At 70.8% G+C, this 25,451-nt stretch carries 20 protein-coding genes and 1 pseudogene; 10 read left to right on the top strand and 11 right to left on the bottom strand.

Translation table 11 applies throughout. The features are described 5' to 3' along the window. Positions 1–99 precede the first annotated feature (99 nt). Together AB0E78_RS24350 and AB0E78_RS24345 are read right to left on the bottom strand one after the other, a co-directional pair. On the bottom strand, positions 100–1,950 hold the full coding sequence (locus tag AB0E78_RS24350; protein ID WP_361836135.1) for a glycoside hydrolase family 3 protein: 1,851 nt from the start codon (positions 1,948–1,950) through the stop codon (positions 100–102). 337 nt (positions 1,951–2,287) lie between these two features. Next, on the bottom strand, positions 2,288–3,271 hold the full coding sequence (locus tag AB0E78_RS24345) for a LysR family transcriptional regulator (RefSeq protein WP_361836132.1): 984 nt from the start codon (positions 3,269–3,271) through the stop codon (positions 2,288–2,290). A 124-nt stretch (positions 3,272–3,395) separates the two neighbouring features. Between AB0E78_RS24345 and AB0E78_RS24340 the strand changes: the two genes are divergently transcribed. After that, a complete protein-coding gene (locus AB0E78_RS24340) occupies positions 3,396–4,394 on the top strand; it encodes an EamA family transporter (protein WP_361836130.1) in 999 nt (332 codons plus the stop codon). On the opposite strand, the pseudogene AB0E78_RS24335 reads toward AB0E78_RS24340, so the two are convergent. From AB0E78_RS24335 to AB0E78_RS24320, 4 genes and pseudogenes are all read right to left on the bottom strand, one after another. After that, positions 4,342–5,064 (bottom strand): annotated as a pseudogene (locus AB0E78_RS24335) (sugar phosphate isomerase/epimerase family protein); the annotation flags it as partial. The gene AB0E78_RS24340 and the pseudogene AB0E78_RS24335 sit on opposite strands and share 53 nt — an antisense overlap. After that, a complete protein-coding gene (locus AB0E78_RS24330; protein ID WP_361836127.1) occupies positions 5,061–6,011 on the bottom strand; it encodes a bifunctional helix-turn-helix transcriptional regulator/GNAT family N-acetyltransferase in 951 nt (316 codons plus the stop codon). The pseudogene AB0E78_RS24335 and the gene AB0E78_RS24330, both read right to left, overlap by 4 nt. Before the next feature lie 142 nt (positions 6,012–6,153). Next, entirely contained in the window at positions 6,154–6,726 is a 573-nt protein-coding gene (locus tag AB0E78_RS24325; RefSeq protein WP_361836124.1) for a Uma2 family endonuclease, read from the bottom strand. A 41-nt stretch (positions 6,727–6,767) separates the two neighbouring features. Further along, positions 6,768–7,835 carry a LacI family DNA-binding transcriptional regulator gene (locus tag AB0E78_RS24320; RefSeq protein ID WP_361836121.1) on the bottom strand — a complete coding sequence of 356 codons (1,068 nt, stop codon included), beginning with the start codon at positions 7,833–7,835 and terminating at the stop codon, positions 6,768–6,770. Between the two features lie 121 nt (positions 7,836–7,956). On the opposite strand from AB0E78_RS24320, the gene AB0E78_RS24315 reads away from it, so the two are divergent. Genes AB0E78_RS24315 through AB0E78_RS24305 form a run of 3 tightly spaced genes read left to right on the top strand, consistent with a single transcriptional unit; the run spans position 7,957 to position 11,107 of the window. Next, positions 7,957–9,123: a Gfo/Idh/MocA family oxidoreductase gene (locus AB0E78_RS24315; protein WP_361836119.1), complete on the top strand. Its 1,167-nt coding sequence runs from the start codon at positions 7,957–7,959 to the stop codon at positions 9,121–9,123. Continuing rightward, positions 9,120–10,277 carry a dihydrodipicolinate synthase family protein gene (locus tag AB0E78_RS24310; protein WP_361836117.1) on the top strand — a complete coding sequence of 386 codons (1,158 nt, stop codon included), beginning with the start codon at positions 9,120–9,122 and terminating at the stop codon, positions 10,275–10,277. Before AB0E78_RS24315 ends, AB0E78_RS24310 begins: the two co-directional genes overlap by 4 nt. 32 nt (positions 10,278–10,309) lie before the next feature. Further along, positions 10,310–11,107 (top strand): sugar phosphate isomerase/epimerase family protein, encoded by a 798-nt coding sequence (locus AB0E78_RS24305; RefSeq protein ID WP_361836771.1) that lies wholly within the window; start codon positions 10,310–10,312, stop codon positions 11,105–11,107. A 246-nt stretch (positions 11,108–11,353) separates the two neighbouring features. On the opposite strand, the gene AB0E78_RS24300 is transcribed toward AB0E78_RS24305, so the two are convergent. Further along, on the bottom strand, positions 11,354–11,881 hold the full coding sequence (locus AB0E78_RS24300; protein ID WP_361836115.1) for a DUF937 domain-containing protein: 528 nt from the start codon (positions 11,879–11,881) through the stop codon (positions 11,354–11,356). A 293-nt stretch (positions 11,882–12,174) separates the two neighbouring features. On the opposite strand from AB0E78_RS24300, the gene AB0E78_RS24295 reads away from it, so the two are divergent. Further along, on the top strand, positions 12,175–14,499 hold the full coding sequence (locus AB0E78_RS24295) for an ATP-dependent RecD-like DNA helicase (protein ID WP_361836112.1): 2,325 nt from the start codon (positions 12,175–12,177) through the stop codon (positions 14,497–14,499). A gap of 125 nt (positions 14,500–14,624) precedes the next feature. Further along, complete coding sequence (locus AB0E78_RS24290; protein ID WP_249589823.1) at positions 14,625–15,971, top strand: citrate synthase; 1,347 nt, start codon at positions 14,625–14,627, stop codon at positions 15,969–15,971. Between the two features lie 430 nt (positions 15,972–16,401). On the opposite strand, the gene AB0E78_RS24285 is transcribed toward AB0E78_RS24290, so the two are convergent. The 4 genes from AB0E78_RS24285 to AB0E78_RS24270 all read right to left on the bottom strand — a co-directional run bounded on the left by AB0E78_RS24285 (position 16,402) and on the right by AB0E78_RS24270 (position 20,728). After that, positions 16,402–18,639, bottom strand: coding sequence for a heavy metal translocating P-type ATPase (locus tag AB0E78_RS24285; RefSeq protein WP_361836108.1), 2,238 nt, complete (start codon positions 18,637–18,639; stop codon positions 16,402–16,404). 82 nt (positions 18,640–18,721) lie between these two features. Then, a complete protein-coding gene (locus AB0E78_RS24280; protein WP_361836106.1) occupies positions 18,722–19,042 on the bottom strand; it encodes a heavy-metal-associated domain-containing protein in 321 nt (106 codons plus the stop codon). 177 nt (positions 19,043–19,219) lie between these two features. Further along, entirely contained in the window at positions 19,220–19,417 is a 198-nt protein-coding gene (locus AB0E78_RS24275) for a MarR family transcriptional regulator (RefSeq protein WP_361836104.1), read from the bottom strand. A gap of 411 nt (positions 19,418–19,828) precedes the next feature. After that, positions 19,829–20,728 carry a sugar phosphate isomerase/epimerase gene (locus AB0E78_RS24270; protein WP_361836102.1) on the bottom strand — a complete coding sequence of 300 codons (900 nt, stop codon included), beginning with the start codon at positions 20,726–20,728 and terminating at the stop codon, positions 19,829–19,831. Between the two features lie 136 nt (positions 20,729–20,864). Between AB0E78_RS24270 and iolC the strand changes: the two genes are divergently transcribed. From iolC to iolD, 4 genes are read left to right on the top strand one after another with little or no spacing between them, the layout of a single operon-like run. Continuing rightward, the gene (gene iolC, locus AB0E78_RS24265; RefSeq protein ID WP_361836099.1) at positions 20,865–21,845 is read left to right on the top strand and encodes a 5-dehydro-2-deoxygluconokinase; all 981 of its coding nucleotides are present in this window, start codon (positions 20,865–20,867) and stop codon (positions 21,843–21,845) included. Continuing rightward, positions 21,838–22,719 (top strand): deoxyribose-phosphate aldolase, encoded by an 882-nt coding sequence (locus tag AB0E78_RS24260; protein WP_361836096.1) that lies wholly within the window; start codon positions 21,838–21,840, stop codon positions 22,717–22,719. Before iolC ends, AB0E78_RS24260 begins: the two co-directional genes overlap by 8 nt. Positions 22,720–22,728: 9 nt before the next feature. Next, positions 22,729–23,544, top strand: coding sequence for a 5-deoxy-glucuronate isomerase (iolB, locus tag AB0E78_RS24255; protein ID WP_361836093.1), 816 nt, complete (start codon positions 22,729–22,731; stop codon positions 23,542–23,544). A 16-nt stretch (positions 23,545–23,560) separates the two neighbouring features. Then, positions 23,561–25,438 (top strand): 3D-(3,5/4)-trihydroxycyclohexane-1,2-dione acylhydrolase (decyclizing), encoded by a 1,878-nt coding sequence (gene iolD, locus AB0E78_RS24250; protein WP_361836090.1) that lies wholly within the window; start codon positions 23,561–23,563, stop codon positions 25,436–25,438. The last annotated feature ends 13 nt before the right edge of the window (positions 25,439–25,451 follow it).

Below are 25,451 nucleotides of genomic sequence, written 5' to 3'. Positions count from 1 at the left end.
TACGTGCACCCAGCGTGACCCGCCGGAGCGGGCGCGCACCAGGTGCGTGGGGTGCTTTGGGTCAGCCGGCGGTGGCACGCCGGGGGCGCGGCGTACAGGTCAGTACGTCAGCCCGTGCCCGACCGCATACAGCACCTGCCCCGGGTCATCCGCACGCTGCACCGGCACGGGCAGCTGCCCCCGCGGCTCGGCGCGCCCCGCGATCACCCGTACCGCGGCCCGCAGTTCGACGTCCGTCCAGCAGTACGCGGCGAGCGACGCGCCCACGCTCGGGAGCCACGCGATGTCGTACGGATTGCGGATCGCGAGGGCGACGACGGGGACACCGGTCGCCACCAGCGCCTTCACCAGCGCCTTCACCAGGGCGATCTGGGCGCTGCCCGCCCCCACGTTGTACGTGCCCACGAGCACCGCGGCCTTGCCCGAGGCCGCCGCCACCGCTTCGGCGATCTTCGCGGCGGAGGGGGCCGTACCCGTCGGCAGCACCGTCGGCGTGAAGCCGAGGTCCGTCAGCTCGCGGCCCATGACGGCCGTCGGCGGACCCGTCGTGCCCGACGGCGACGCCGGGTCGGCGCCCACGACGAGCACGTCCCGGTGCGTGCGCCCCGACAGCGGAAGCAGCCCGTCCGTGTTGAGTAGCAGCGTCGTCGTCTCCTCCGCGATCCGGTCGGCGGCAGCGAGGTGCGCGCGCGTGCCGACCGCCCGGTCGACACCGCGCGAGGTGACGTACGGGTCGGAGAAGAGGTCGAGCTTCGCCTTGAGACGCAGGATCCGCAGGATCGATTCGTCGAGCCGCGCCTCCGTCAACTCGCCGTCCCGCACGGCCTGGAGCACCGCGTTCCAGGCGGTCTCCGGCTTCGGCGGGTTCAGGAGCTGGTCGACGCCCGCCTTCAGCGCGAGCACCGGCACCCGGTCGTCGCCGTACTTCGTGCGGACGCCCTGCATGCCGAGCGAGTCCGTCACCACGACGCCGTCGTAGCCGAGTTCCTCGCGCAGGATGCCCGTGAGGATGGGGCGGGAGAGCGTCGCGGGATCTTCGGCCGGGTCGAGGGCGGGGACCACGATGTGCGCGGTCATGATCGAGTCGATGCCCGCGGCCACCGCCGCGCGGAATGGCGGGGCGTCCAGGGTCTCCCACTGCTCACGGGTGTGGTGGATGTACGGCAGCTTGGAGTGGCTGTCGTCCTTGGTGTCGCCGTGCCCGGGGAAGTGCTTGGACGTCGACGCGATGTCCGTGCCCTGGTAGCCCTTGACCTGCGCGGCGACCAGGTCGGCGACCGCTTCGGGGTCCGAGCCGAAGGACCGTACGCCGATGACCGGGTTGCCGGGATTGACGTTCACGTCGGCGACCGGGGCGTAGTTCTGCCGGATGCCGAGCGCGCGGAGTTCGGTGCCGGCGATGCGGGCCGCCTTGCGCGCGGTGGAGCGCGAGCCCGCGGCGCCCAGGGCCATCGCGCCGGGCAGGAGCGTGGCGGGGATGCCGACGCGGGCGACGGCGCCGTGCTCCTGGTCGGTGGAGAGGAGCAGCGGGATGCGGGCGGTGGGGGACTGCTCCGGGTGGTCCGGGGTGAGGGCCGCGCGCTGGATGCCGTTCGAGAGGTCGGCGATCTGGTGCGGGGCACGGGTGTTGTGCGCCCAGCCGAAGTAGATGATGCCGCCGAGGTGGTACTTGGCGACCGCCTCCGCGGCGGTGCGGACGCCGAGCTCCTCGACGTTGGCGTCGATGTCCGCCTGGTCGGGCTCGGTGGCGGAGTGGCCGTACACATGCATCACGAAGAGCTGGCCGACCTTCTCCTCGAGGCTCATGCGGGAGATGAGCTCCCGCAGCTTCCGGTCGCGACCGCGGTCGCCGCTGCCCGCCGCGTGAGCTGCGGAGGGCGCGGCCAGGGCCGTCGCCGCGACGGCCGTGGCGGTGAGCAGGGTGCGTCTGGAGGCGGGGCGGTGGGACATGTGCGCTCCTTCGGGGACGGAAGCCGGGCCGGAGCCTGGTGAAGGAAACTTTCCGGAAGTCACGGATATCCCGAAGATTTCTGCCGGTCAAGGGATGCGGCGGCCACGGTGGAGGAGAGGGGCCGTCACCGGCGCTGTTGAAGGGGTTCGCACCGGTGACGGCATGCTGCCGGCCGCGGGCGGCAGAGAGGGTGGTCAGCGTTCGCAGCCAGCAGCGATGCCGACACCGCCTCGCGGAGACTCACCCGGCAGCACGCCGGTTGGACGAGGGTTGCTCCGTCAGGGTTCCCGGTCGGAGGGCGATTTCAGGAAATGGTGCGGACGGGAATCCTGAGCTTCAGGAAGCCCGCGTCGCGGGCGCCGCGGCGGCTATCGCGGTCGCGCCATCGGGCGTCGCGGGTGCCGCGTCCGGCTTCGTCGGCGCCGCGTCGGACCAGTGGCCCCGCAGGGTCCGTACCGTCTCGGCGATCGCGGGGCGCCGCGACGCCCCGGCCCGCCACAGCGCGTACAGCCGCCGCACCGGCAGCGGATCGAGCCGCACGGTGACCGCGCCGTCCGGGATCGGCCCGCGGCCCAGGCGGGGGATGAGCGCGATGCCGAGCCCCGCCGCGACCAGCGCGACCAGGGTGGGGTTCTCCTCCGCGGTGTGCGCGATGTCCGGTTCGCAGCCCGCCTCCCGCAGGGTGCGGACCAGCCACTCGTGGCAGACGAGCCCCGGCGGCTGCGTGATCCACCGCTCGCCCTTCAGCTCCTCGCGGCGCACGGCACCGCGGCCCGCGAGCCAGTGCCCCGCGGGCACGACGAGGTCGCAGTAGTCGTCGCCGATGATGGCCTGTTCGACGCCGGGCGGCGTCGGCAGCGGTGCGATGTCCCAGTCGTGCACGACCGCCATGTCCACCGCACCCTTGGCCACCAGGTCGATGGAGAGATGCGGGTCGATCTCCGACATCCGGGCGTCGAGCGCGGGATGCCGGTGGGCGAGATCCGCGAGGACGCCGGGCAGCAGGCCGCGCGCAGCCGAGGCGAACGCCGCGATGGTCAGACGCCCCGCGGGCAGCCCGCGCCGCTCCTCCAGCTCGGTCTCCGCGCGCTCCACGATCGCCATCAACTCCTGCGCGGTGGCCGCGAGATGACGGGCTTCCTCGGTGAGCGCCACGCCCCTGCCCTGCCGTTCGAGGAGGGTGGTGCGCGTCTCGCGCTCCAGCTTGGCGATCTGCTGGGAAATGGCGGACGGGGTGTAGCCGAGCGCGGTGGCGGCGCCGCCGACGGTGCCGTGCACGGAGACGGCGTGCAGGGCGCGGAGCCGAGCGAGATCGAGCACGGGAAGCCCTCCCCATTCGTCGGCGGTGCCTCTCGGCGGCCACCCGACCAGTTAGCGTTGCTTCATCCCATCATGCAGATATCCGCGCTGGTCCTACATGGTCCGGGCGGGTGATCCTCGACGCATGCGACCCGCACATGTCTTTCTGGCCGTCCTCGTCGCCGCCGTCTGGGGCGTCAATTTCGTGGTCATCGAGGTGGGCCTCGACCACTTCCCGCCGCTGCTCTTCTCCGCCCTGCGCTTCCTGGTGGCGGCGCTGCCCGCGGTCTTCTTCGCGGGGCCGCCGAAGGTCGCCTGGAAGTGGGTCGTGGGGGTCGGACTCGTCCTGGGGGTCGCCAAGTTCGGGCTGCTGTTCATCGGCATGGACGCGGGGATGCCGGCCGGGACGTCCTCCCTGGTCCTCCAGATCCAGGCGGTGTTCACGGCGCTCTTCGCCTTCGTGGCCCTCGGTGAACGACCCGGCCGCGTACGCCTGTTGGGCATGGTCATCGCGCTCGCGGGCATCGCCGTCGCGGCCGTCGACGAGGGCGAGGCGGGCCCGCTCACGGCTTTCGCGCTGCTGATCGCCGCCGCGGCCTGCTGGGGCGCGTCGAACGTCCTGACCCGCAAGGCCTCCCCGCCCGACGCGCTGAACTTCATGGTGTGGGTGAGCACGGTCCCGGTCCTGCCGCTGCTCGGGCTCTCGCTGCTGTTCGAGGGCCCGACGGCGGACCGCGCGGCCCTGGGCTCCCTGGACTGGCAGGGCGCGGGCATCATCGTCTACGTAGCGTGGATCACGACGGTCTTCGGCTTCGGCGCCTGGGGCTATCTGCTGCGCCGCCACCCCGCGTCGACCGTCGCCCCCTTCTCGCTCCTGGTCCCGGTGTTCGGGATGTCCGCCGCCGGGCTCGTCCTGGGCGAGTCGGTGAGCGCCCTGGGGTGGTGCGCGGCGGCTCTGCTGGTCGGCGGGGTGGGCCTGGCGTCCCTGGCCGGGGCCGGGCGAGGCGGGGTCAGGCGAGGCGGTTCAGGAGCCGTGACAGGAAGTCCCTTCCCTGGCCCAGGAGTTCGGGCAGCGGAGCCGCGTCCTCGTACCACCGCTTCTCGTACTCCCAGCACAGCCAGCCGTCCCGGTGCTCCCCGCTGAGCAGCACGTCCACGACCTCGGCGAGCGGCAGGACGCCCTCGCCGAGCCCCAACGGCGTCGTGTCGCCGTCCCCCGCGATGTCCTTCACCTGGACGTAGCCGAGGTAGGGGGAGAGGGCCGCGTGGCTCTCTGTGGGGGACTCGCCGCCGAGCCAGGTGTGCATCACGTCCCACAAGGCGCCCGCGTGCCGGTGGCCGACCGCGCCGAGCACACGGGTCGCCGCGGCGCCCGTGCGGTGCGAGTCGTGGGTCTCCAGGAGGATGCGTACGCCGAAGTCCGCGGCGTGCTCGGCCGCGGTGCCGAGCCGTCGGGCCGCCGTCGCGTCGGCCTCCTCCGCGCTCTGCTCGGTGCCGCCGCCGGGGAAGACGCGGATGAAGGGGGCGCCCAGGTCCCGGGCGAGGGCGAGCAGGGCACGTATGTCGTCGAGGACCGGCTCGTCGTCGCCCGGTGCGGCCACGCGCGCGTACCCGGAGATCCCGAGGATCTCGATGCCCGCTTCCTTGAACCGGGCGGCCACGTCGGCCCGTTCGGCGAGGTCGATCCCCGGGTGGACCGGCTCCTCGGGATGCGCGCGCAACTCGATGCCTTGATAGCCGTGGGTGGTGGCCAGGCTCAGCACGTCGGCCAGGGGGAGCCCGGGCACACCGAGGGTGGAGAAGGCGAGTTTCATGACGCCGACCCTAGGTGCAGGTGCCAGTCCTGTCCCACCAGGTCGACGCCGAAGGAGCGGTGCGGCTTCTCGTCCACGAGGACGAATCCGTGCCGCTGGTAGATGGTGCGGGCGGCGCCGAGGATGTCGTTGGTCCACAGGACCATCTCGCGGTAACCCACTCCGCGTGCGAACTCGATGCAGGCGCCCACGAGTTGATCGCCTATGCCGTGACCGCGCGCGTCCGGCTCGACGATCAGGAGCCGCAGCCGGGCGGTCCCCGGCGCGTCGTCGCGCACGCACATCACACAGCCCGCGGGCCGCCCGTCGAGCTCGGCGATCCACACCCGCTCCAGGTGCGGGTCGTGATCCTCCGCGAAGTCGGCGACGATCCGGGCGACAAGGCCCTCGTAGTCGGTGTTGAACCCGAACTCGGCCGCGTACAGGGCGGCGTTGCGCTGCACGATCCACCCGAGGTCGCCCGGGGCGGGCTCGCGCAGGATCGAGCGTGAGGGGGCCGCCCCGCTCCCGCCGCCGCTCAGGATCTCCCGCACGGTGCGCATCGCGTCCGCGAGGCGGGGCCGGTCGGCGGCCGGGACGTTCGAGAGCAGCGACCCGACGGCTTCGCTGGACCGCTCGTCCAGCAGCCCGGCGGTCTCGCGCCCCCGCGCGGTGAGCGTGATGCGCTGGCGTCTCGGGTCACGCTCGGAGGGCGCCCGCACGACGATCCCGGCCTTCTCGAGCTTGCCGAGCAGACGGCTCAAGTACCCGGCGTCCAGGCAGAGTTCACCGCGCAGATCGGCCGCGTCGAGATGACTGGCGTGATGGAGCTCGTAGAGGACGCGCGCCTCGGTGAGGGTGTACGGGACGTACAGCTGGCGGCTGTAGTCGAGGGCGCCGATGAGGTTCGTGTAGAAGCGGTTGAACGCACGGATCTCATGGATGGGCGTGTCGGTGGCGTGCGGCACAGGGAATCACTCCGGAGCGTCGGGCCGGTCTACCCTTGACTGAGTCAAGGGTACGCCCGCGTCGCCGCTGCCCGCCATGGATTGCTGGGGAGGATTTTTCCCGGCCGACGCCCCCGGCGCCGCTGCCGCCGGATCAGTCCAGTCAGTCCAGGTCCCCGGCCTTCGGGAAGCCGTCCGTCGTGATGGTGATGTCACGCCCCTGGAGAGGCAGGACCAGATCCTGGCCGAACGGGACCTTCGCCGCGTCTTCGTAGCTCCCCGTCCTGGTCGGCCCGCGGTGGACGGTGCAGACCCCGTCCTCGGGGTCGATGACCACGTAGAGGGGGATGCCGCATTCCGCGTAGAGGTGGAACTTCTTGGCGAAGTCGTTGTCCCGGATGCTCCGCGAGACGACCTCGATGACCGCCTCCAGGCTGTGCCACTCGAAGCGGCCACGGCTGTTGCGCTCGGCGCCGGGGGCCACGATCGCCAGGTCAGGTGCGTAGCCGTACTGGCTCGACGGGAAGTCGATCATGACGTGCGAGAGGATGTCACCGTGCGCGGCGAGCTGCTGCTCGATCTGAGGGGCTGCCTTCAGGATGACTTTCCACCGGTACTCACCTTGTGGCGTCATGATGATCTTCCCCTCCGTGATCTCGACGCGGTAGCCGCGGGGAAGATGGACGCCGTCCAGTACGTCCCAGGCGCTGGGTGCATCCATGACCATGACTGCCATATGAGCCTCCTTTTCCCGGTGACGTCAAAGACATCGAGGGCTCAGCGACACGGCGGCGCCGTAGACCCCCGCACCATCAGCTCCGCGGCGATCGTCGCCACCCCGCCGGGGGGCGCTTCCTCCGCGCCCGTGGCGAGACGCCCCGCGCGGGCGCCCGCCTCGTACAGCGGCAGTCGTACGGTCGTCAGGGCGGGGACGGCGTCCACCGAGAACGGCAGGTCGTCGAAGCCCGCCACCGAGATGTCCTCGGGGATGCGCAGGCCGCGCTCGCGCAGGGCGGCGGACGCGCCCAGGGCGACCGTGTCGTTGGCGGCCACGATCGCTGTCAAGTCCGGGGCGCGGCGCAGGAGTTCGAGGGTGGCCTCGTAGCCGGACCGGCGGGTGTAGGGGCCGTGCACGGTCAGCTCGTCCTGGTCGGCGTTCCCGGCGTTCCCCGCGCCCGCCGCCGCGAGCGCGTCCCGGTGGCCTTCGAGCCGGTGCCGGGTGGTCGTCCGCTCCATCGGCCCCGCCACGTACCCGATCCTGCGGTGCCCCAGCGTCAGCAGGTGCTCCGTGAGGCGCCGCCCGCCGTTGCGGTTGTCGAAGGTGAGGGTGGCCACCGCCGCGTCCGAGTCCTCAAGGGGCGGCCGTCCGCAGAGCACGATCCGGGTGCCCGCGTCCGCGAGGCGCGCCAGCTTCGCGGACATCGCGGCGGCGTGGGCGGGGTCCTCCAGGGCGCCGCCGGTCAGCACGACGGCGGCGGCGCGCTGCCGCTGGAGCAGGGTCAGATACGTCAGCTCGCGCTCCGGGGAGCCCCCCGTGTTGCAGACCACGGCCATCCGCTCGCCCCCGGCGCGCCCGCCCGGCCCGCCGATCTCGGACTGGACGGCGCCCGCCATGATCCCGAAGAACGGGTCGGCGATGTCGTTCACGAGGATGCCGACCAGGTCGGAGGTGGCCGCGGCGAGCGAGCTCGCGGGCCCGTTGAGGACGTAGTCGAGGTCGTTCACGGCCCGAAGGACACGCTCCCGGGTGGCCGCGGCCACCGGGTAGTTGCCGTTCAGCACGCGGGAGACGGTAGCGGGGGAGACCTGGGCGCGGGCCGCCACGTCCGCCAGGGTCACGGTCATCTCGTCGTCCTCCGGTCACGGCTCTGGTCCGAAGCCCTTGTCCGAACCTTGTGCGGCAGGCTAGCTTCTTCTTGGATAGAAAGCGCTTGCTATGCGCTTACCTGCGTACGGAGGGACCCCTGTGACTCGCAAGACGGTGCGCATCGCCATGAACGGCGTGACGGGACGGATGGGCTACCGCCAGCACCTCGTCCGCTCCCTGCTCGCCCTGCGCGAGCAGGGCGGTCTCCCCCTGGGTGACGCCGAGGGCACGGTGCTGTGGCCCGAGCCGGTCCTGGTGGGCCGCAGAGAGCACGCACTGCGGGAGATCGCGGAGCGCCACGGACTTGACCCCGAGAAGGACGTATCGACGGATCTGGACGCGGTCCTCGCCGACCCCGCCGTCGACATCTACTTCGACGCGCAGGTCACCTCCGCGCGCGAGGAAGCCATCAAGCGGGCCATCGCCGCGGGCAAGCACATCTACACGGAGAAGCCGTCCGCGACCGGCCTCGCGGGAGCCCTCGAACTGGCCCGTCTTGCCCAGTCGGCCGGCATCAAGCACGGCGTCGTCCAGGACAAGCTCTTTCTACCGGGACTGCTCAAGCTGAAGCGCCTCATCGACGGCGGTTTCTTCGGCCAGATCCTGTCCGTCCGGGGCGAGTTCGGCTACTGGGTCTTCGAGGGCGACTGGCAGAGCGCCCAGCGCCCCTCCTGGAACTACCGCTCTCAGGACGGCGGCGGCATCGTCGTCGACATGTTCCCGCACTGGGAGTACGTCCTGCACGAGCTGTTCGGCCGCGTCCGCAGTGTCCAGGCGCTGGCCGCGACGCACGTGCCGCAGCGCTGGGACGAGCAGAACAAGCCCTACGACGCCACGGCGGACGACGCCGCGTACGGCATCTTCGAGATCGAGGGAGGCGCGATCGCGCAGATCAACTCCTCCTGGACGGTCCGCGTGAACCGCGACGAGCTCGTCGAGTTCCAGGTGGACGGCACGGAGGGCTCGGCGGTCGCGGGCCTGCGCAACTGCCGCGTACAGCACCGGAGCAACACCCCCAAGCCGGTCTGGAACCCGGACCTGCCCGCCACCCACTCCTTCCGTGACCAGTGGCAGGAAGTCCCCGACAACCAGGAGTTCGACAACGGCTTCAAGGCGCAGTGGGAGCTGTTCCTGAAGCACGTGTACGCGGACGCGCCCTACCACTGGGACCTGCACGCGGGCGCGCGCGGCGTGCAGCTAGCCGAACTGGGCCTGAAGTCCTCCGCCGAGGGCCGCCGCATCGAGGTCCCGGAGATCGCCCAGTGACGCTGCTGCTGCCGCGCGTGGACGGCACCACGTACGCGTACGAACCCCGCCCGGCGCCCGCGGAGGCGGCGGCCGGGGGCTCCGTCCTCACCTCCCGCACGGTCTTCTCGGCAGCACACGTGGTGGCGGACCCCCGCGCCGACGTGTCCCCGGACTCCCCGGCGGCCGTCGACTGGGACGCGACCCTTGCCTTCCGCCGCCATCTGTGGGCGCAGGGCCTGGGGGTCGCCGAGGCGATGGACACGGCTCAGCGGGGGATGGGCCTCGACTGGAAGGGCGCGGCGGAACTGATCACGCGGTCCGCCGCCGAGGCGAAGTCGGTGGACGGTGCGATCGCCTGCGGCGTGGGCACGGACCAGCTGACAGGACCCGCGGACCTGCCGGCGGTCCGCGCCGCCTACGAGGAGCAGCTCGCGCTTGTCGAGTCGACCGGCGCCCAGGTGATCCTGATGGCGTCCCGGGCCCTCGCGGCGGCGGCGACGTCACCGGACGACTATCTGGAGACGTACGGCCACCTCCTGCGGCAGGCGAGCGAGCCGGTGATCCTGCACTGGCTCGGCCCGATGTTCGACCCGGCGCTCACCGGCTACTGGGGCAGCGAGGACCTGGACGCGGCGACCGACACCTTCCTGGAGGTCATCGCCGGGCACCCCGACAAGGTCGACGGCATCAAGATCTCCCTCCTCGACCCGGGGCGCGAGATCGCGCTGCGCCGCCGCCTCCCGGACGGCGTGCGCTGCTACACGGGGGACGACTTCAACTACCCCGAGCTGATCGCGGGCGACGAACAGGGCTTCAGCCACGCCCTGCTGGGCATCTTCGACCCCTTGGCCCCCCTGGCGGCACAGGCGGTACGCCTTCTCGACACCGGTGACGTGAAGGGGTTCCGCGCCTGCCTGGACCCCACGGTCGAGCTGTCCCGCCATCTGTTCCAGCCGCCCACACGCTTCTACAAGACGGGAGTGGTGTTCCTGGCGTGGCTGGCGGGCCACCAGAGCCACTTCACGATGGTGGGCGGCCTCCAGTCGGCACGTTCGCTGCCGCACCTGGTGCACGCCTACGAACTGGCGGACGCCCTGGGTCTCTTCCCGGACCCGCTCCTGGCAGAGTCCCGCATGAAGTCCCTTCTCACCACGTACGGAGTCCAGCAGTGAGCGAGGCCTTGGCGCGGTTCTCCATCAACCAGATGACGGTCAAGCAGCTGTCGTTGCCGGAACTGGTCTCCGCGTGCACCGAGTTGGGGGTCCCTGGGGTGGGCCTCTGGCGGGAGCCGGTACAGGCCTACGGCCTTGAGGAGACCGCCAAGCTGGTGCGCGACGCGGGCCTGTCCGTCACCACGCTCTGCCGTGGCGGCTTCCTCACGGCGATCGAGCCGCACGCGCGCGTGGCGGCCATCGACGACAACAGGGCGGCGATCGACGAGGCGGCGACGCTCGGCACGGACACGCTGGTCCTGGTCTCCGGCGGGCTGCCCGCCGGCAGCAGGGACCTGCACGGGGCGCGCGCCCGTATCGCCGATGCGCTCGGTGAACTCGCCCCCTACGCCGCCTCGCGGGGCATCCGCCTGGCCATCGAGCCCCTCCACCCCATGTTCGCGTCGGACCGCTGCGTGGTCTCCACGCTGGCCCAGGCCCTCGACCTGGCGGAGCTGTTTCCCGCCGCGGAGGTCGGGGTCTGCGTGGACACGTACCACGTGTGGTGGGACGACCGGGCGCCTGCGCAGATCGCCCGCGCGGGGCGGGCGGGCCGCCTCCACGCGTTCCAACTGGCCGACTGGGTCACGCCGTTGCCCGAGGGCGTCCTGAACGGCCGCGGCCAGCTCGGCGAGGGCTCGGTCGACCTGCGCTCGTGGCGGGCGCTGGTGGAGGAGGCGGGCTACGGGGGTCCCATCGAGGTAGAGCTCTTCAACGAAACCCTATGGACCCACCCAGGCAAGGACCTCCTAAAACAAACAACCACCGCCTACGCCAGCCACGCCTGCTGACCCCCACCCCCTGAACGAACAAGCTTTTCCCGCCCACCCACCCGATTGCCCGGCAGCACCATCGATCAGCCAACGATGGGCCGCAGTCGGCGACGCTCGCGAGGGGACGTGCCGGTATGTCCGCCCGGAGCACGGTTCGCGGCGCTCCAGCTCCGAAGTAGCCCGGCGGCCACCGGACGATAGCGAGGACGGACATACCGGCGCGGCACCGCACCCACGACCGGACAGCCAGCCCCCCCCGCAGGGCTACCTCTTCTTGCCGCCCAGGATTTGGTTCAGGAGGTCTCCGATGCCGCCGCCGCCAGCAGGCGACCCCGTTGTCCCCGGCTTCGGGGACGTCCGGGCCCGCTTCGTCAGGACCGTGAGAAGCACCGGGATCAGGAGTTCGATCACGCGGGTCACCGTCGCCGCGGGCAGCCCCGTCCTTTTCGCGACCGCCTGGGCCACCGGCCTGCTCATCTTCGCCAGCACCCCCGACAGCATCCCGCCCGCCGCAAGCCCCCCGAACCCCCCGAACCCGGCGATCCCCTGCGGAGGCGTCGCCTCGGCGAAAGCCTGCTCGACCTCCTCGGCCTCCGCGGGATCCTCCGCCTTCTCCTGCAGGTTCCCCGAGAGCGCGCTCACCGTGGTGCCCACCACGTCCTGCGCCCCCGCGGCATCCGTACCGAGAAGCCCCGCGATCTCCTGAAGCTTGTCGTCGCCGAGTTCGTCGAGGACGTCCTTCTCCAGAGAGGTTCCGCTTCCGGGCGAGGTTTCGGGAGATTCTTGGCTCATGCGTTAAAAGTTACTTCTGCCCGACTTCGTCGGCACCCCGAAAAACTAGTGGCCTTGCCCGTGCAACCCTTCCCGCCCGACGCGGGTCGTACTGTGCGTCGGGACCTCCGTGGGGGGGATCTGGGGGGATCGCCGGAGGGCCGACAGGGGAGGGGAGACCCGAAGGGGCCCGGTCGAAAGACCGGGCCCCTTCGGGTCTGTCACCGCCCGGGCCCGAGCCGCGCTCACCGAGTTATCCACAGGCTTCCCGCACTGTCTCCCGCACTGTCAGCGCCGAGCGATAGCGTCGGCTCATGTCGAGTCCAGCAGAAGCAGCGGCCTCAACGGCAAAAGCGGCGCCAGGCACCGCCGTGGTCGAGGGGGTCCTGGAGCGGATCACGTACGCCAACGAGGAGAACGGGTACACGGTCGCCCGCGTGGACACGGGCCGCGGCAGCGGCGACCTCCTCACCGTCGTCGGCGCGCTGCTGGGCGCCCAGGCAGGCGAATCCCTGCGCATGGAGGGCCGCTGGGGCTCCCACGCGCAGTACGGCAAGCAGTTCACGGTGGAGAACTACACGACGATCCTCCCCGCGACCATCCAGGGCATCCGCCGCTATCTGGGCTCGGGCCTCATCAAGGGCATCGGCCCCGTCATGGCCGACCGCATCACCACCCACTTCGGCGTGGACACCCTCGACATCATCGAGAAGGAACCCAAGCGCCTCGTCGAAGTCCCGGGCCTCGGCCCCAAACGCACCAAGATGATCGCCGCGGCCTGGGAGGAGCAGAAGGCCATCAAGGAGGTCATGGTCTTCCTCCAGGGCGTGGGCGTCTCCACCTCCATCGCCGTCCGCATCTACAAGAAGTACGCGGACGCCTCCATCTCCATAGTGAAGAACGAGCCCTACCGCCTCGCCGCCGACGTCTGGGGCATCGGCTTCCTCACCGCGGACCGCATCGCCCAGTCCGTCGGCATCCCGCACGACAGCCCCGAACGGGTCAAGGCAGGCCTGCAGTACGCACTGTCCCAGTCCACCGACCAGGGCAACTGCTATCTCCCCGAGGACCGCCTCATCGCGGACGCGGTGAAGCTGCTCCAGGTCGACACGGGCCTGGTGATCGACTGCCTGGCGGAGCTGGCCACCGAAGAGGAAGGCGTCGTACGCGAGACGGTCCCCGGCCCCGGCGGCGAAGAGTCCGTCACCGCCGTCTACCTCGTCCCCTTCTACCGCGCGGAACTCTCCCTCTCCGCCCAGCTCCTGCGCCTCCTGCGGACCCCCGAGGACCGCATGCCCGCCTTCCAGGACGTGGCCTGGGACAAGGCTCTCTCCTGGCTGGCCGCCCGCACCGGCGCCGACCTCGCCCCCGGTCAGGAGGAAGCGGTCAGGCTCGCGCTCACGCAGAAGGCGGCCGTCCTCACCGGAGGCCCCGGCTGCGGCAAGTCCTTCACGGTCCGGTCCATCGTGGAGCTGGCCCGCGCCAAGAAGGCCAAGGTCGTCCTCGCGGCGCCCACGGGCCGGGCCGCCAAACGCCTCGCCGAGCTCACCGGGACGGAGGCCTCCACCGTCCACCGCCTCCTGGAGCTCAAGCCGGGCGGGGACGCCGCGTACGACAAGGACCGCCCGCTCGACGCGGACCTCGTCGTGGTCGACGAGGCGTCCATGCTGGACCTGCTCCTGGCCAACAAGCTGGTGAAAGCCGTCGCCCCCGGCGCCCACCTCCTGTTCGTCGGAGACGTGGACCAGCTGCCGAGCGTCGGCGCCGGCGAGGTCCTGCGGGACATGCTCAGCGAGCGGAGCCCCATCCCCGCGGTCCGGCTCACCCACATCTTCCGCCAGGCCCAGCAGTCCGGCGTCGTCACGAACGCCCACCGCATCAACTCGGGGGTGCCGCCCATCACCCAGGGCCTCTCCGACTTCTTCCTCTTCGTGGAGGACGAGACCGAGGACGCGGGCCGGGTCACGGTGGACGTGGCCGCGCGCCGCATCCCGGCGAAGTTCGGCCTCGACCCGCGCCGCGACGTCCAGGTGCTCGCACCCATGCACCGCGGCCCGGCGGGCGCGGGGAACCTGAACGGCCTGCTCCAGCAGGCCATCACCCCCAGCAGACCCGACGTACCGGAGAAGCGCTTCGGCGGCCGGGTCTTCCGCGTCGGCGACAAGGTCACCCAGATCCGCAACAACTACGAGAAGGGGCAGAACGGCGTCTTCAATGGCACCGTCGGAGTAGTCACCTCGCTCGACTCCGACGAGCAGCGGCTCACGGTCCTGACGGACGAGGACGAGGAGATTCCGTACGAATTCGACGAACTGGACGAACTGGCGCACGCGTACGCCGTCACCATCCACCGCTCCCAGGGCAGCGAGTATCCGGCGGTGGTGATCCCGGTGACCACGGGGGCATGGATGATGCTGCAGCGGAACCTGCTCTACACGGCGGTCACGCGCGCCAAGAAGCTGGTCGTCCTGGTCGGTTCGCGCAAGGCTCTGGGGCAAGCGGTGCGCACGGTCTCCGCGGGCAGACGCTGTACGGCCCTGGATTTCCGGCTCGCCGGAGGCCGTGGATCCGCTCCGGGATCCATGCTCGGATCCACCCCCGGATCCGCCTCCCGAAATTTTGATCGATCAAACGAGTAGGAAAGGTCACAGAGCACTTCCGCAACCGGGGCGAAGAGGGGCAGGATGAGAAGGTTGGCGGCACTCAGTGCCGCCAATAGGCCCAATGGTCGACCCCGAGTGCACTCTCCAGGGCCAAATGGGGGATGGTAGAGACAGTCAGGGCACCTCGAAGAAGAGGCACAACGTCGGTGAGGGATGACGTGAGCGACAACTCTGTAGTACTGCGGTACGGCGATGGCGAGTACACCTACCCGGTGATCGATTCGACCGTCGGCGACAAGGGCTTCGACATCGGGAAGCTCCGCGCCCAGACCGGTCTGGTGACCCTGGACAGCGGCTATGGCAATACCGCCGCCTATAAATCCGCCATCACCTATCTCGACGGTGAGCAGGGGATCCTCCGGTACCGCGGCTATCCGATCGAGCAGCTGGCCGAGCGCTCCACCTTCACCGAGGTGGCGTACCTGCTGATCAACGGCGAACTGCCGAAGGTCGACGAGCTCGCCAGTTTCAAGAACGAGATCACGCAGCACACCCTGCTGCACGAGGACGTCAAGCGGTTCTACGACGGCTTCCCGCGTGACGCCCACCCGATGGCGATGCTGTCCTCCGTGGTCAGCGCGCTGTCGACGTTCTACCAGGACAGTCACAACCCGTTCGACGAGGAGCAGCGCGACCTCTCGACGATCCGCCTGCTCGCCAAGCTTCCGACGATCGCGGCGTACGCCTACAAGAAGTCCGTGGGCCACCCGGTCGTCTACCCGCGCAACGACCTCGGCTATGTCGAGAACTTCCTGCGCATGACCTTCTCGGTGCCGGCCGCCGAGTACGACCTCGACCCGGTCGTCGTGTCCGCGCTGGACAAGCTCCTGATCCTGCACGCGGACCACGAGCAGAACTGTTCGACCTCCACCGTGCGTCTGGTGGGCTCGTCGCAGGCGAACATGTTCGCCTCGATCTCCGCCGGCATCTCGGCCCTCTGGGGCCCGCTGCACGGTGGCGCCAACCAGTCCGTCCTGGAGATGCTCGAGGGCATCAAGCAGGACGGCGGCGACGTCGACAACTTCATCCGCAAGGTGAAGAACAAGGAAGACGGCGTGAAGCTCATGGGCTTTGGGCACCGCGTCTACAAGAACTTCGACCCCCGGGCGAAGATCATCAAGGCTGCGGCGCACGACGTCCTGTCGGCTCTCGGCAAGGATGACGAGCTCCTGGACATCGCGCTCAAGCTCGAGGAGCACGCGCTGGCCGACGACTACTTCGTCGAGCGCAAGCTCTACCCGAACGTGGACTTCTACACGGGCCTCATCTACCGCGCGATGGGCTTCCCGACCGAGATGTTCACCGTGCTGTTCGCGCTGGGCCGGCTGCCGGGCTGGATCGCGCAGTGGCACGAGATGATCAAGGAGCCGGGATCCCGCATCGGGCGCCCGCGCCAGATCTACACGGGCGAGGTTCTCCGGGACTTCGTCCCGGTCGAGGGTCGCTGACCCTCACTGGAGCGCCAAGCGAAAAGCGCCCCGCCGCCGATCCCCCCACGGGTCGACGGTCGGGGCGCTTTCCTGTTTCCCGGTGCGGATTCCCCCCACGGGATCCGGCCGGGCGTCTGTGGTGGCAGCGCGCCAGTCTTTCCTGCGATCTGCCGGGACGCGTACGTATCGGGAGGGCCGCTCAAAGCTCTCCGGTGCACGTGTCCCGGCCAACGCATTCCTAGGAACATCCCCCAAGATGTCCCCGATGTCTAGAGACGTCCCCCAAGACGTCTCTGGCATCGTCCTCTTAGACTCACGAGCCCCCTCGATGGTTACGTTGAGATCCCTGTGATCTGCGTCTCCTGCATATGTCCTGTACGTATGCAAGAGGTCCGATATGCCGATCGAGACTCAGGCGTGAGAATGCTGCGACCAAGATGTGAAGAGCTTATGTGAAGTTTCTGAGACGGAGGCTATTGCTGACCACAAAGACCGAGGAAAATGCCATCGCGGCCCCGGCGATCATCGGATTCAGGAGCCCGGCCGCGGCGAGCGGCAGTGCGGCGACGTTGTAGCCGAAGGCCCAGAAGAGGTTGCCCTTGATCGTGGCGAGGGTCTTGCGGGAGAGCCTGATGGCGTCGGCCGCCCCGCGCAAGTCCCCGCGCACCAGCGTCAGATCACTCGCCTCGATGGCCGCGTCCGTGCCCGTGCCCATCGCGAGGCCCAGATCCGCGGTGGCGAGCGCCGCCGCGTCGTTGACCCCGTCCCCGACCATCGCGACGACCTTGCCCTCGTCCCGCAGCCGCCGCACCACATCGACCTTCTCCTCGGGCAGGACCTCCGCGAACACGGCGTCCGCCCCGATGCCGACGGACTTCGCCACCGCGTCGGCCACGGCCCGGTTGTCCCCGGTGAGCAGCATCGGCGTCAGCCCCAGGGCGCGCAGCTCGCGCACCGCTTCGGCGCTGGTGTCCTTCACGGTGTCGGCGACGGCGATGACGCCGCGTGCCACGCCGTCCCAGGCGACCAGGACGGCCGTACGTCCCGCCGTCTCGGCCTCGGCCCTGAGCGCGGCCAGCGAAGCGAGCCCCTCGACCCCCGCGTCCGCGAGCAGCCGCTCACGGCCCGCGAGCACCACGTGCCCTTCCACCGTGCCGCGCACGCCCGACCCCGCCACGTTCCGGAACCCCTCCACGGCGGGCAGCGCGCCCACCGAGAGCCCCAACTCCGCGGCGGCGCCCGCCGCGACGGCCCGTGCCACGGGATGCTCGGAGGCGTGCTCCAGGGCCCCCGCGAGGCGCAGCAGCTGCTTCTCCTCGGTCTCCCCGGCGGCGTACACCTCCCGCAGCGTCATCCGCCCCGTCGTCACCGTCCCGGTCTTGTCCAAAACGACGGTGTCCACCCGCCGCGTGGATTCGAGGACTTCGGGGCCCTTGATGAGGATGCCGAGCTGCGCGCCGCGCCCCGTGCCGACCATCAGGGCGGTCGGGGTCGCCAGGCCCAGGGCGCACGGGCAGGCGATGATCAGGACGGCGACGGCCGCGGTGAAGGCGGCGGTCACGTCGCCGGTGGCGCCGAGCCAGCCGCCGAGCGTGGCGGTGGCGATCATCAGGACCACCGGCACGAAGACCGCGGCGATCCGGTCGGCGAGGCGCTGCACCTGGGCCTTGCCGGTCTGCGCGTCCTCGACGAGCTTCGCCATCCTGGCCAGTTGGGTGTCGGAGCCGACCCGCGTGGCCTCGACGAGGAGGCGCCCCGAGAGGTTCGAGGTCGCCCCGGTCACCGCGTCGCCCGCGGCCACGTCCACCGGCACGGACTCGCCGGTCAGCATCGAGACGTCGACCGCGGACGCCCCGTCGACGACGGTGCCGTCGGTCGCGACGGTCTCCCCGGGGCGTACGACGAACCGGTCGCCGACCACCAGACGCGCGACCGGTATGCGGACCTCCGCGCCGTCCCGCAGCACGGCCGCCTCCTTGGCGCCCAGTTCGAGCAGAGTGCGCAGGGCCGCGCCCGCCTTCCGCTTCGAGCGGGCCTCCAGCCAGCGGCCGAGCAGGATGAACGAGACGACGCCCGCGGCGACTTCGAGATAGATCGTCGACGCGGCGTCGGCGCGCGAGACGGTGAACGTGAAGCCGTGCCGCATCCCCGGCATCCCCGCGTCCCCGAGGAAGAGCGCCCACAGGGACCAGCCGAACGCGGCGAGCGTGCCCACCGAGACCAGGGTGTCCATGGTCGCGGCGCCGTGCCGCAGGTTCGTGAACGCCGCCCTGTGGAAGGGGTATCCGCCCCAGACGACGACCGGCGCCGCCAGGGTCAGCGAGAGCCACTGCCAGTTGTCGAACTGCAGCGCGGGGATCATCGCGAGCAGGACGACCGGGAGCGAGAGCAGCGCCGAGACGATCAGGCGTTGGCGCAGGGTGTCCGGCTCGGTGATGTCGGCGGTGGTGACCGGCGCCTCCTGCGCGGGAGGCGCGGGGACGATCTCCTGGGCGCTGTAGCCCAGCTTCTCGACCGTCGCGATCAGCTGCGCGACCTCGACCCCTTCCGCGTACGAGACCTTCGCCTTCTCCGTGGCGAGATTGACCGACGCGGTCACGCCCTCCACGCGGTTCAGCTTCTTCTCGATGCGGGCGGAGCAGGAGGCGCAGGTCATTCCGCCGACGGCGAGTTCGACTTCGTTCATGGCTCTTTCATGCGTCTGGGGTGAAGCGGCTGCGGGCCCTGTGACGGTGTCACAGGGCCCGGGGTACCCGGCAGAGGGCAGGTCAGACCTTGCTGACACCGGCGAGCTCATAGCCCGCCTCGTCGACGGCGGCGCGTACCGCGGTCTCGTCCAGCGGGGCCTCGGAGACCACGGTCACCAGGCCGGTGGCGGCCACCGCCTTGACGGAGCTGACGCCGGCGATCTCCGAGATCTCACCGGAGACGGCACCCTCGCAGTGACCACAGGTCATGCCGGTCACCTCGTACACGGTCGTCACGGCACCCTGCGGCGTCGCGGCGGCGCCGTCGGAGTGGCAGGAACCGCTGGGGGAGCAGCAGGAGCCGGTCGTCTCTGCCTGCGGGAGCTCGGTCTGGGCGCTCATGTCGTTCTCCTCGATGAGGGTGCGGCGTGTGTGCGGGCCTGCTTGTGCGTCGTAATGTGCAGGAGGGGTCCCGGTGTTCCCGGAGCCCTCCTGACACTCACCACTCTATACCCCTAGGGGGTACACCTCAACGAGGGGGCCACGGAGGGGGCCGAGGGTGGTGCCCCACCGGGGCGGTCAGTCCCTGCGCCCGCGGTTGCTCGGCCTCGCGGCCACCCAGGCGCGGATGGTGTCCGCGTACCAGTAGGGCTTGCCCGACTCCACGTGGTCGGGGTCGGGGAGCAGACCGTGCTTGCGATAGGAGCGCACGGTGTCGGGCTGCACCCGGATGTGTGCGGCGATCTCCTTGTACGACCAGAGCTTTCGGTCGGTCATCGATGGCACCTCCCTGGCGGGCGCCGCAGGGGCGGCTCGGGGGAGCCGTCGGGGGAGCTGCGGCGCGACGCTGGCGATCACTCAGCCTGTGCCCGGTGAACGACGCGGAGTGAGCGCAGGGGGGCGGCTGTCGACTCCCTGTGACGCAAGACCCGCGTATACGGGACATGTGTGACAGGAGGAGGTTGTTTGTGACGCTTGTGATGCATTCAGGCGGCGCATGACCACGGCGCGAATCGGGCGCACGGGACGCGGGGCAGGGCCCACGGGGCGAGCGGCACGTCGATGCCCGTGAGGTGGCCGCCGTGCTCGCCCAGCACCGGCGTCGTGCCAAGCCCCGAGAGCACCGACACCAGCGTCACCGGCTCCTGCCTCGACCTCGCGAGCGGGACCCCCCAGCCGTCCGCCGCGCTAGGCGCCGCAGGAGCGCAGATACGAGCGGGTGCGGCGGGCGATGGGCAGCGGCTTGTCCGGCGGGCACGGGTACATGTCCTGCTCCACGATGGCGAACAGGTCGACGCCCAGTTTCTGGGCCGCCGCGAGGACCGGCTCGATGGCGGGCACCCCGGTCGGCGGCTCGCACATCACGCCCCGGGCCACGGCGGGCCCGAACGGCATCTCCTGGGCCCGGACTTCGGCCAGGACGGCCGGGTCGACCTGCTTGAGGTGCAGATAGCCGATGCGCTCGCCGTACGTCTCGATCAGCTTGACGCTGTCGCCGCCGCAGTAGGCGTAATGGCCCGTGTCCAGGCAGAGCGAGACGAGGCCGGAGTCGGTCGCGTCCAGGAAACGGGTGACGTTGGCCTCGTCGTCGATGTGCGTGTCGGCATGAGGGTGGACGACCACGCGCAGGCCGTACCGCTCGCGCACCTCGTGCGCCAGGCGCTCGGTCTGGAGCGTGAGCTGACGCCACTGCTCCGGGGTGAGCGTGCGGTCCTCCAGGACCTCGCCGGTCTTGTCGTCCCGCCAGAAGGAGGGGATGACGACGAGGTGCTCGGCGCCCATCGCCCGGGTGAGCGCGGCGATGTCGGACACATGGGCCCAGGTCTTGTCCCAGACGGCGGGGCCGTGGTGCAGGCCCGTGAAGACCGTCCCGGCCGACACCTTCAGGCCGCGCCGCTGGGTCTCGGCGCTCAGGACGGCCGGATCGCTCGGCAGATAGCCGTACGGGCCGAGCTCGATCCACTCGTATCCGGAGTCCGCCACCTCGTCGAGGAAGCGGCTCCAGGGGACCTGGCCCGGATCCTCGGGGAACCACACCCCCCACGAGTCGGGTGCCGAGCCGATCCGGATGCGTGACAGCGTCGTCATGTCCGCCAGCTTTCAGGGCGCCGCGGAACGGTGTCAAGGAGTGGTCCGAATGTAAGGACAATGTGTTGACAGGGTTCGTGGTGCGGCATAGACCTAGGGGAGGACTCAAGGGGGCGATGCCGAGGAGGAGTACAGGGTGACCGATCCGAACGACGCCAGCGATCCGTACGACGTGATCACGATGGGCCGGATCGGGGTGGATCTGTACCCCCTGCAGGCCGGGGTGGGTCTCGCCGACGTCAGCACCTTCGGCAAGTTCCTGGGCGGCTCGGCGTCGAACGTCGCCGTCGCCGCGTCCCGGCTCGGCCGCCGGGTCGCCGTCGTCACACGCACCGGAGAGGACCCCTTCGGGGACTATCTGCACCGCGAGCTGCGGGAGTTCGGCGTCGACGACCGGTGGGTGAGCGGGGTCGCGGGCCTGCCGACCCCGGTGACGTTCTGCGAGGTCTTCCCGCCTGACGACTTCCCGCTCTACTTCTACCGGCAGCCCAAGGCGCCCGACCTCGAGATGTACGAGAAGGAGCTCGACCTGGACGCCATCGCGTCCGCACGGGTGTTCTGGATGACGGGTACGGGGCTCTGCGCGGAGCCCAGCAGGTCGGCGACGCTGGCCGCACTGCGCCGGCGGGCGAAGGCGGGGCTCACCGTCTTCGACCTCGACTGGCGGCCGATGTTCTGGGAACGGGCGGACGAGGCGCGGGGCTTCTACGCCCAGGCGCTCGCCCAGGCCACCGTCGCGGTCGGCAACCTCGACGAGGTCGAGATCGCCACGGGCGTACGGGAACCGGAGGCAGCGGCCCGCGCGTTGCTGGACGCCGGCGTCGAACTCGCCGTCGTCAAACAGGGCCCCAAGGGGGTCCTCGCGATGAACCGCGCGGGCGAGCGCGCCGAGGTGCCGCCACTGCCCGTGACGGTGCTCAACGGCCTCGGCGCCGGGGACGCCTTCGGCGGGGCGCTGTGCCACGGGCTGCTCTCCGGCTGGGAGTTGGAGCGGATCATGCGGTACGCCAACGCGGCGGGGGCGATCGTCGCCTCCCGGCTCGAATGCTCGTCCGCGATGCCGTTCCCGGACGAGGTCGACGCGGCGCTCGCCGCGGGAGCCGTGACCCATGATTGACCTCGCCGAACTCGTCAGGACCCGGGCCCGGCACCCCGAGGCCATCGCCGAAGCCGCCGTCCGGCGCGTCCGGCGCCCGCTCCTCGGCGACAGCGGACGGCTGATGATCATCGCCGCCGACCATCCCGCGCGGGGCGCCCTCTCCGTCGGCGGGGACCGGTTGGCCATGGCCAACCGCGGGGACCTGCTCGAACGGCTCTGCGTGGCGCTCTCGCGGCCCCGCGTGGACGGCGTGCTCGCCACCGCCGACATCCTCGAGGACCTCCTGCTGCTCGGCGCCCTCGACGGCAAGGTCGTCATGGGGTCGATGAACCGCGGCGGGCTCGCGGGAGCCTCCTTCGAGCTGGACGACCGGTTCACGGGGTACCGGGCCGAGGACATCGACCGGCTCGGTTTCGACGCCGGGAAACTCCTGCTGCGGGTGGACCACGACGACCCCGGCTCCCTGGCCACCCTGTACTCCAGCGCCCGCGCCGTCGACGCCATGGCCGCCCGGAAACTGCCCGTCTTCGTGGAGCCGTTCCTCTGCCGCCGCGCCCCCGACGGCGGGCCGCCGCGCAACGACCTGAGCGCCGGGGCCGTCACCACGTCCATCGCGATCGCCTCGGGGCTCGCCGGGACATCGGCGTACACCTGGCTGAAGGTCCCCGTGACGGAGAATCCGGACGACATGGCAAGCGTCATGGAGACCTCGACCCTGCCCGCCGTCCTCCTCGGAGGTGACCTCGGTGACGACAGCGATGCCGCGTACGAGAAGTGGCGCGGGGCGCTCCAACTGCCCACCGTGCACGGTCTCGTCGCCGGGCGCACGCTGCTCTACCCGGCCGACGGTGACGTGGCGGGCGCTGTCGACACCGCCGTCGGACTGCTGTAGGAGGGCCACATGACGTACGTACCGAGGGGCAGCGCGGCCGAAGGCCCCTATGCCCTCGAACTCGACCCGAAGCGGTCCGGTCTGGTCTATTCCGCGCTGCGCGTGGTCGACATCGAACCCGGCACCGCACACTCCTTCGCGACCGGGGAGAGTGAATGGATCGTGCTGCCCCTGACCGGCGGCTGTACGGTGCACGCGGAAGGCGAGATCATTGAACTGCTGGGCCGACAGGGTGTGTTCAGCGGAGTGAGCGACTTCGCCTACGTGCCTCGTGACGCCCAGATCCAGATCGCCTCCGGCGCGGGAGGCCGCTTCGCCCTGGCAGGAGCGAAGTGCGAGCGTCGACTCCCCGCCCGCTACGGCTCCGCGCCGGAGGTTTCCGTCGAGCACCGCGGCAGTGGCACCTGCGCCCGCGAGGTCCGCAACTTCGCGTCCGCCGACGCCTTCGACTGCGACCGGCTCATCGCCGTCGAGGTGATCACGCCCGGCGGCAACTGGTCCTCGTACCCGCCGCACAAGCACGACGAGCACCGCCCCGGCATCGAGGCCGAGCTCGAAGAGATCTACTACTTCGAGATCGAGGCCGGCCAGGGAGGGCAGGACGGCTTCGGATACCAGCGGGTGTTCCCCTCGCGCCCCGGCGGTACGGACGTCCTCGCCGAGGTCCGCACGGGGGACGCCGTGCTCGTACCCGACGGCTGGCACGGGCCCTCGATCGCCCAGCCGGGGCACAGCATGTACTACCTGAACGTGATGGCAGGTCCCGGAGACGAGCGGGAGTGGCGGATCTGCTTCCACCCCGATCACACGGAGGGATACCGATGACGGCGGAGGGAAATCGATGACCTCGACGATCAGGCTGACCACCGCGCAGGCCCTCGTCCGCTTCCTCGCCCGGCAGTTCACCGAGCGCGACGGCGAGCGGCAGCGGCTCATCGGCGCCACCTGGGGCATCTTCGGGCACGGGAACGTGGCGGGCATCGGCCAGGCCCTCGTCGAGTACGGCGACGAGATGCCCTTCCACCAGGGCCGCAACGAACAGGCCATGGTGCACGCCGCCGTCGGCTACGCCCGTCAGTCGGGCCGCCTGTCCACGCACGCCGTCACCACCTCCATCGGCCCCGGCGCCACCAACCTCGTCACGGGCGCCGCGCTCGCGACCGTCAACCACCTCCCGGTGCTCCTGCTGCCCGCCGACACCTTCGCGACCCGCCCCGCCGACCCGGTGCTCCAGCAGCTCGAAGTCCCGTACGCGGGCGACGTGTCGGTGAACGACTGCCTGCGCCCGGTGTCGAAGTACTTCGACCGCGTGACCCGCCCCGAGGCCCTCATCCCGGCCGCGCTCGCCGCGATGCGCGTGCTCACCGACCCGGCCGCCACCGGAGCCGTCACGCTCGCGCTGCCGCAGGACGTGCAGGCGGAGGCGTACGACTGGCCGGAGGAGTTCTTCGCGGAGAGGGTGTGGGGTGTACGCCGTCAGGCACCCGATCCGCGTGAACTGGCCGCCGCCGCGCGGGCCGTGCGCGAGGCGCGGCGCCCGCTGATCGTCGCGGGCGGCGGGGTCCACCACAGCGCGGCCGAGGAGGCGCTGCGGGACCTCGCGGACGCGACCGGCATCCCCGTCGCCTCCACCCAGGCGGGCAAGGGGTCCCTGCGGTTCGACCACCCGGCGGACGTCGGTGGCATCGGGCACACGGGCACCGCCACGGCCGACGAACTGGCCCGCACCGCCGACCTGGTGATCGGCGTCGGCACCCGCTACAGCGACTTCACCACCGCGTCCGGCACGCTCTTCACCGAGCCCGGCGTCCGCTTCCTGAACCTCAACATCACGGCGTTCGACGGCCACAAGATGGCGGGCACACCCCTGATCGCGGACGCGCGCGCCGGACTTGAGGGTCTGACCGGCGCCCTGGAGGGATGGCGCGTGCCGCCCGCGTACGTCGCCGAGTACACCGAGGACAAGGTGCGCTGGGAGCAGCGGGTCGACGCGGCGTACGCGACGGACGAACCGGACGTACGGCCCACCCAGCTCCAAGTCCTCGGCCTGCTGGACGCGTTGGTGACGGACGAAGACGTGCTCATCAACGCGGCGGGGTCCCTGCCCGGAGATCTCCACAAGCTGTGGAGGGCGCGCTCGCCCCGGCAGTACCACGTCGAGTACGGCTACTCCTGCATGGGATACGAGATCCCCGCCTCGATCGGGGTGGCCCTCGCGGTACCGGACCGGCCGGTCTGGGCGCTGGTGGGCGACGGGACGTATCTGATGATGCCCACCGAGATCGTCACGGCCGTCCAGGAGAACATTCCGGTCAAGGTCGTGATCCTGCAGAACCACGGGTACGCGTCCATCGGCGGGCTCTCCGAGTCCGTGGGAGGCGAGCGGTTCGGCACCGCCTACCGCTTCCGGGCCTCGGACGGGACGTACACCGGGGCCCCGCTGCCCGTGGATCTCGCGGCCAACGCGGCCTCGCTGGGGATGCGTGTGATTCGCGCCAAAACAGTGGCTGACCTGCGGGATGCCCTTGCGGAGGCGCGGGCGGCCGACGGTCCCACATGTGTCTACGTGGAGACGGAAACGGCAGACACAGTGTCGCCCCCACCCCCGGCGCAGGCGTGGTGGGATGTGCCCGTGGCCGAGACCGCGGACCGACCGTCGGCGGTCGAGGCCAGGAAAGAGTACGACCGGCACGTCTCAGCCCGACGCCGCCACCTGTGAGAGTAGGGATGCT

Origin of the sequence: Streptomyces sp. NPDC032198, from assembly GCF_040636975.1 — a bacterium.
Lineage (GTDB): Bacteria > Actinomycetota > Actinomycetes > Streptomycetales > Streptomycetaceae > Streptomyces.
This window is presented reverse-complemented; position numbering and strand designations above follow the sequence as displayed.

Excerpts from the sequence above, each read along its gene's own strand:
- AB0E78_RS24350 (WP_361836135.1), bottom strand. The coding sequence starts at position 1,950 with ATGTCCCACCGCCCCGCCTCCAGACGCACCCTGCTCACCGCCACGGCC.
- AB0E78_RS24340 (WP_361836130.1), top strand. The coding sequence starts at position 3,396 with ATGCGACCCGCACATGTCTTTCTGGCCGTCCTCGTCGCCGCCGTCTGG.
- AB0E78_RS24325 (WP_361836124.1), bottom strand. The coding sequence starts at position 6,726 with ATGGCAGTCATGGTCATGGATGCACCCAGCGCCTGGGACGTACTGGAC.
- AB0E78_RS24320 (WP_361836121.1), bottom strand. The coding sequence starts at position 7,835 with ATGACCGTGACCCTGGCGGACGTGGCGGCCCGCGCCCAGGTCTCCCCC.
- AB0E78_RS24305 (WP_361836771.1), top strand. The coding sequence starts at position 10,310 with ATGACGGTCAAGCAGCTGTCGTTGCCGGAACTGGTCTCCGCGTGCACC.
- AB0E78_RS24300 (WP_361836115.1), bottom strand. The coding sequence starts at position 11,881 with ATGAGCCAAGAATCTCCCGAAACCTCGCCCGGAAGCGGAACCTCTCTG.
- AB0E78_RS24295 (WP_361836112.1), top strand. The coding sequence starts at position 12,175 with ATGTCGAGTCCAGCAGAAGCAGCGGCCTCAACGGCAAAAGCGGCGCCA.
- AB0E78_RS24290 (WP_249589823.1), top strand. The coding sequence starts at position 14,625 with ATGGTAGAGACAGTCAGGGCACCTCGAAGAAGAGGCACAACGTCGGTG.
- AB0E78_RS24285 (WP_361836108.1), bottom strand. The coding sequence starts at position 18,639 with ATGAACGAAGTCGAACTCGCCGTCGGCGGAATGACCTGCGCCTCCTGC.
- AB0E78_RS24280 (WP_361836106.1), bottom strand. The coding sequence starts at position 19,042 with ATGAGCGCCCAGACCGAGCTCCCGCAGGCAGAGACGACCGGCTCCTGC.
- AB0E78_RS24275 (WP_361836104.1), bottom strand. The coding sequence starts at position 19,417 with ATGACCGACCGAAAGCTCTGGTCGTACAAGGAGATCGCCGCACACATC.
- AB0E78_RS24270 (WP_361836102.1), bottom strand. The coding sequence starts at position 20,728 with ATGACGACGCTGTCACGCATCCGGATCGGCTCGGCACCCGACTCGTGG.
- AB0E78_RS24260 (WP_361836096.1), top strand. The coding sequence starts at position 21,838 with ATGATTGACCTCGCCGAACTCGTCAGGACCCGGGCCCGGCACCCCGAG.
- iolB (WP_361836093.1), top strand. The coding sequence starts at position 22,729 with ATGACGTACGTACCGAGGGGCAGCGCGGCCGAAGGCCCCTATGCCCTC.
- iolD (WP_361836090.1), top strand. The coding sequence starts at position 23,561 with ATGACCTCGACGATCAGGCTGACCACCGCGCAGGCCCTCGTCCGCTTC.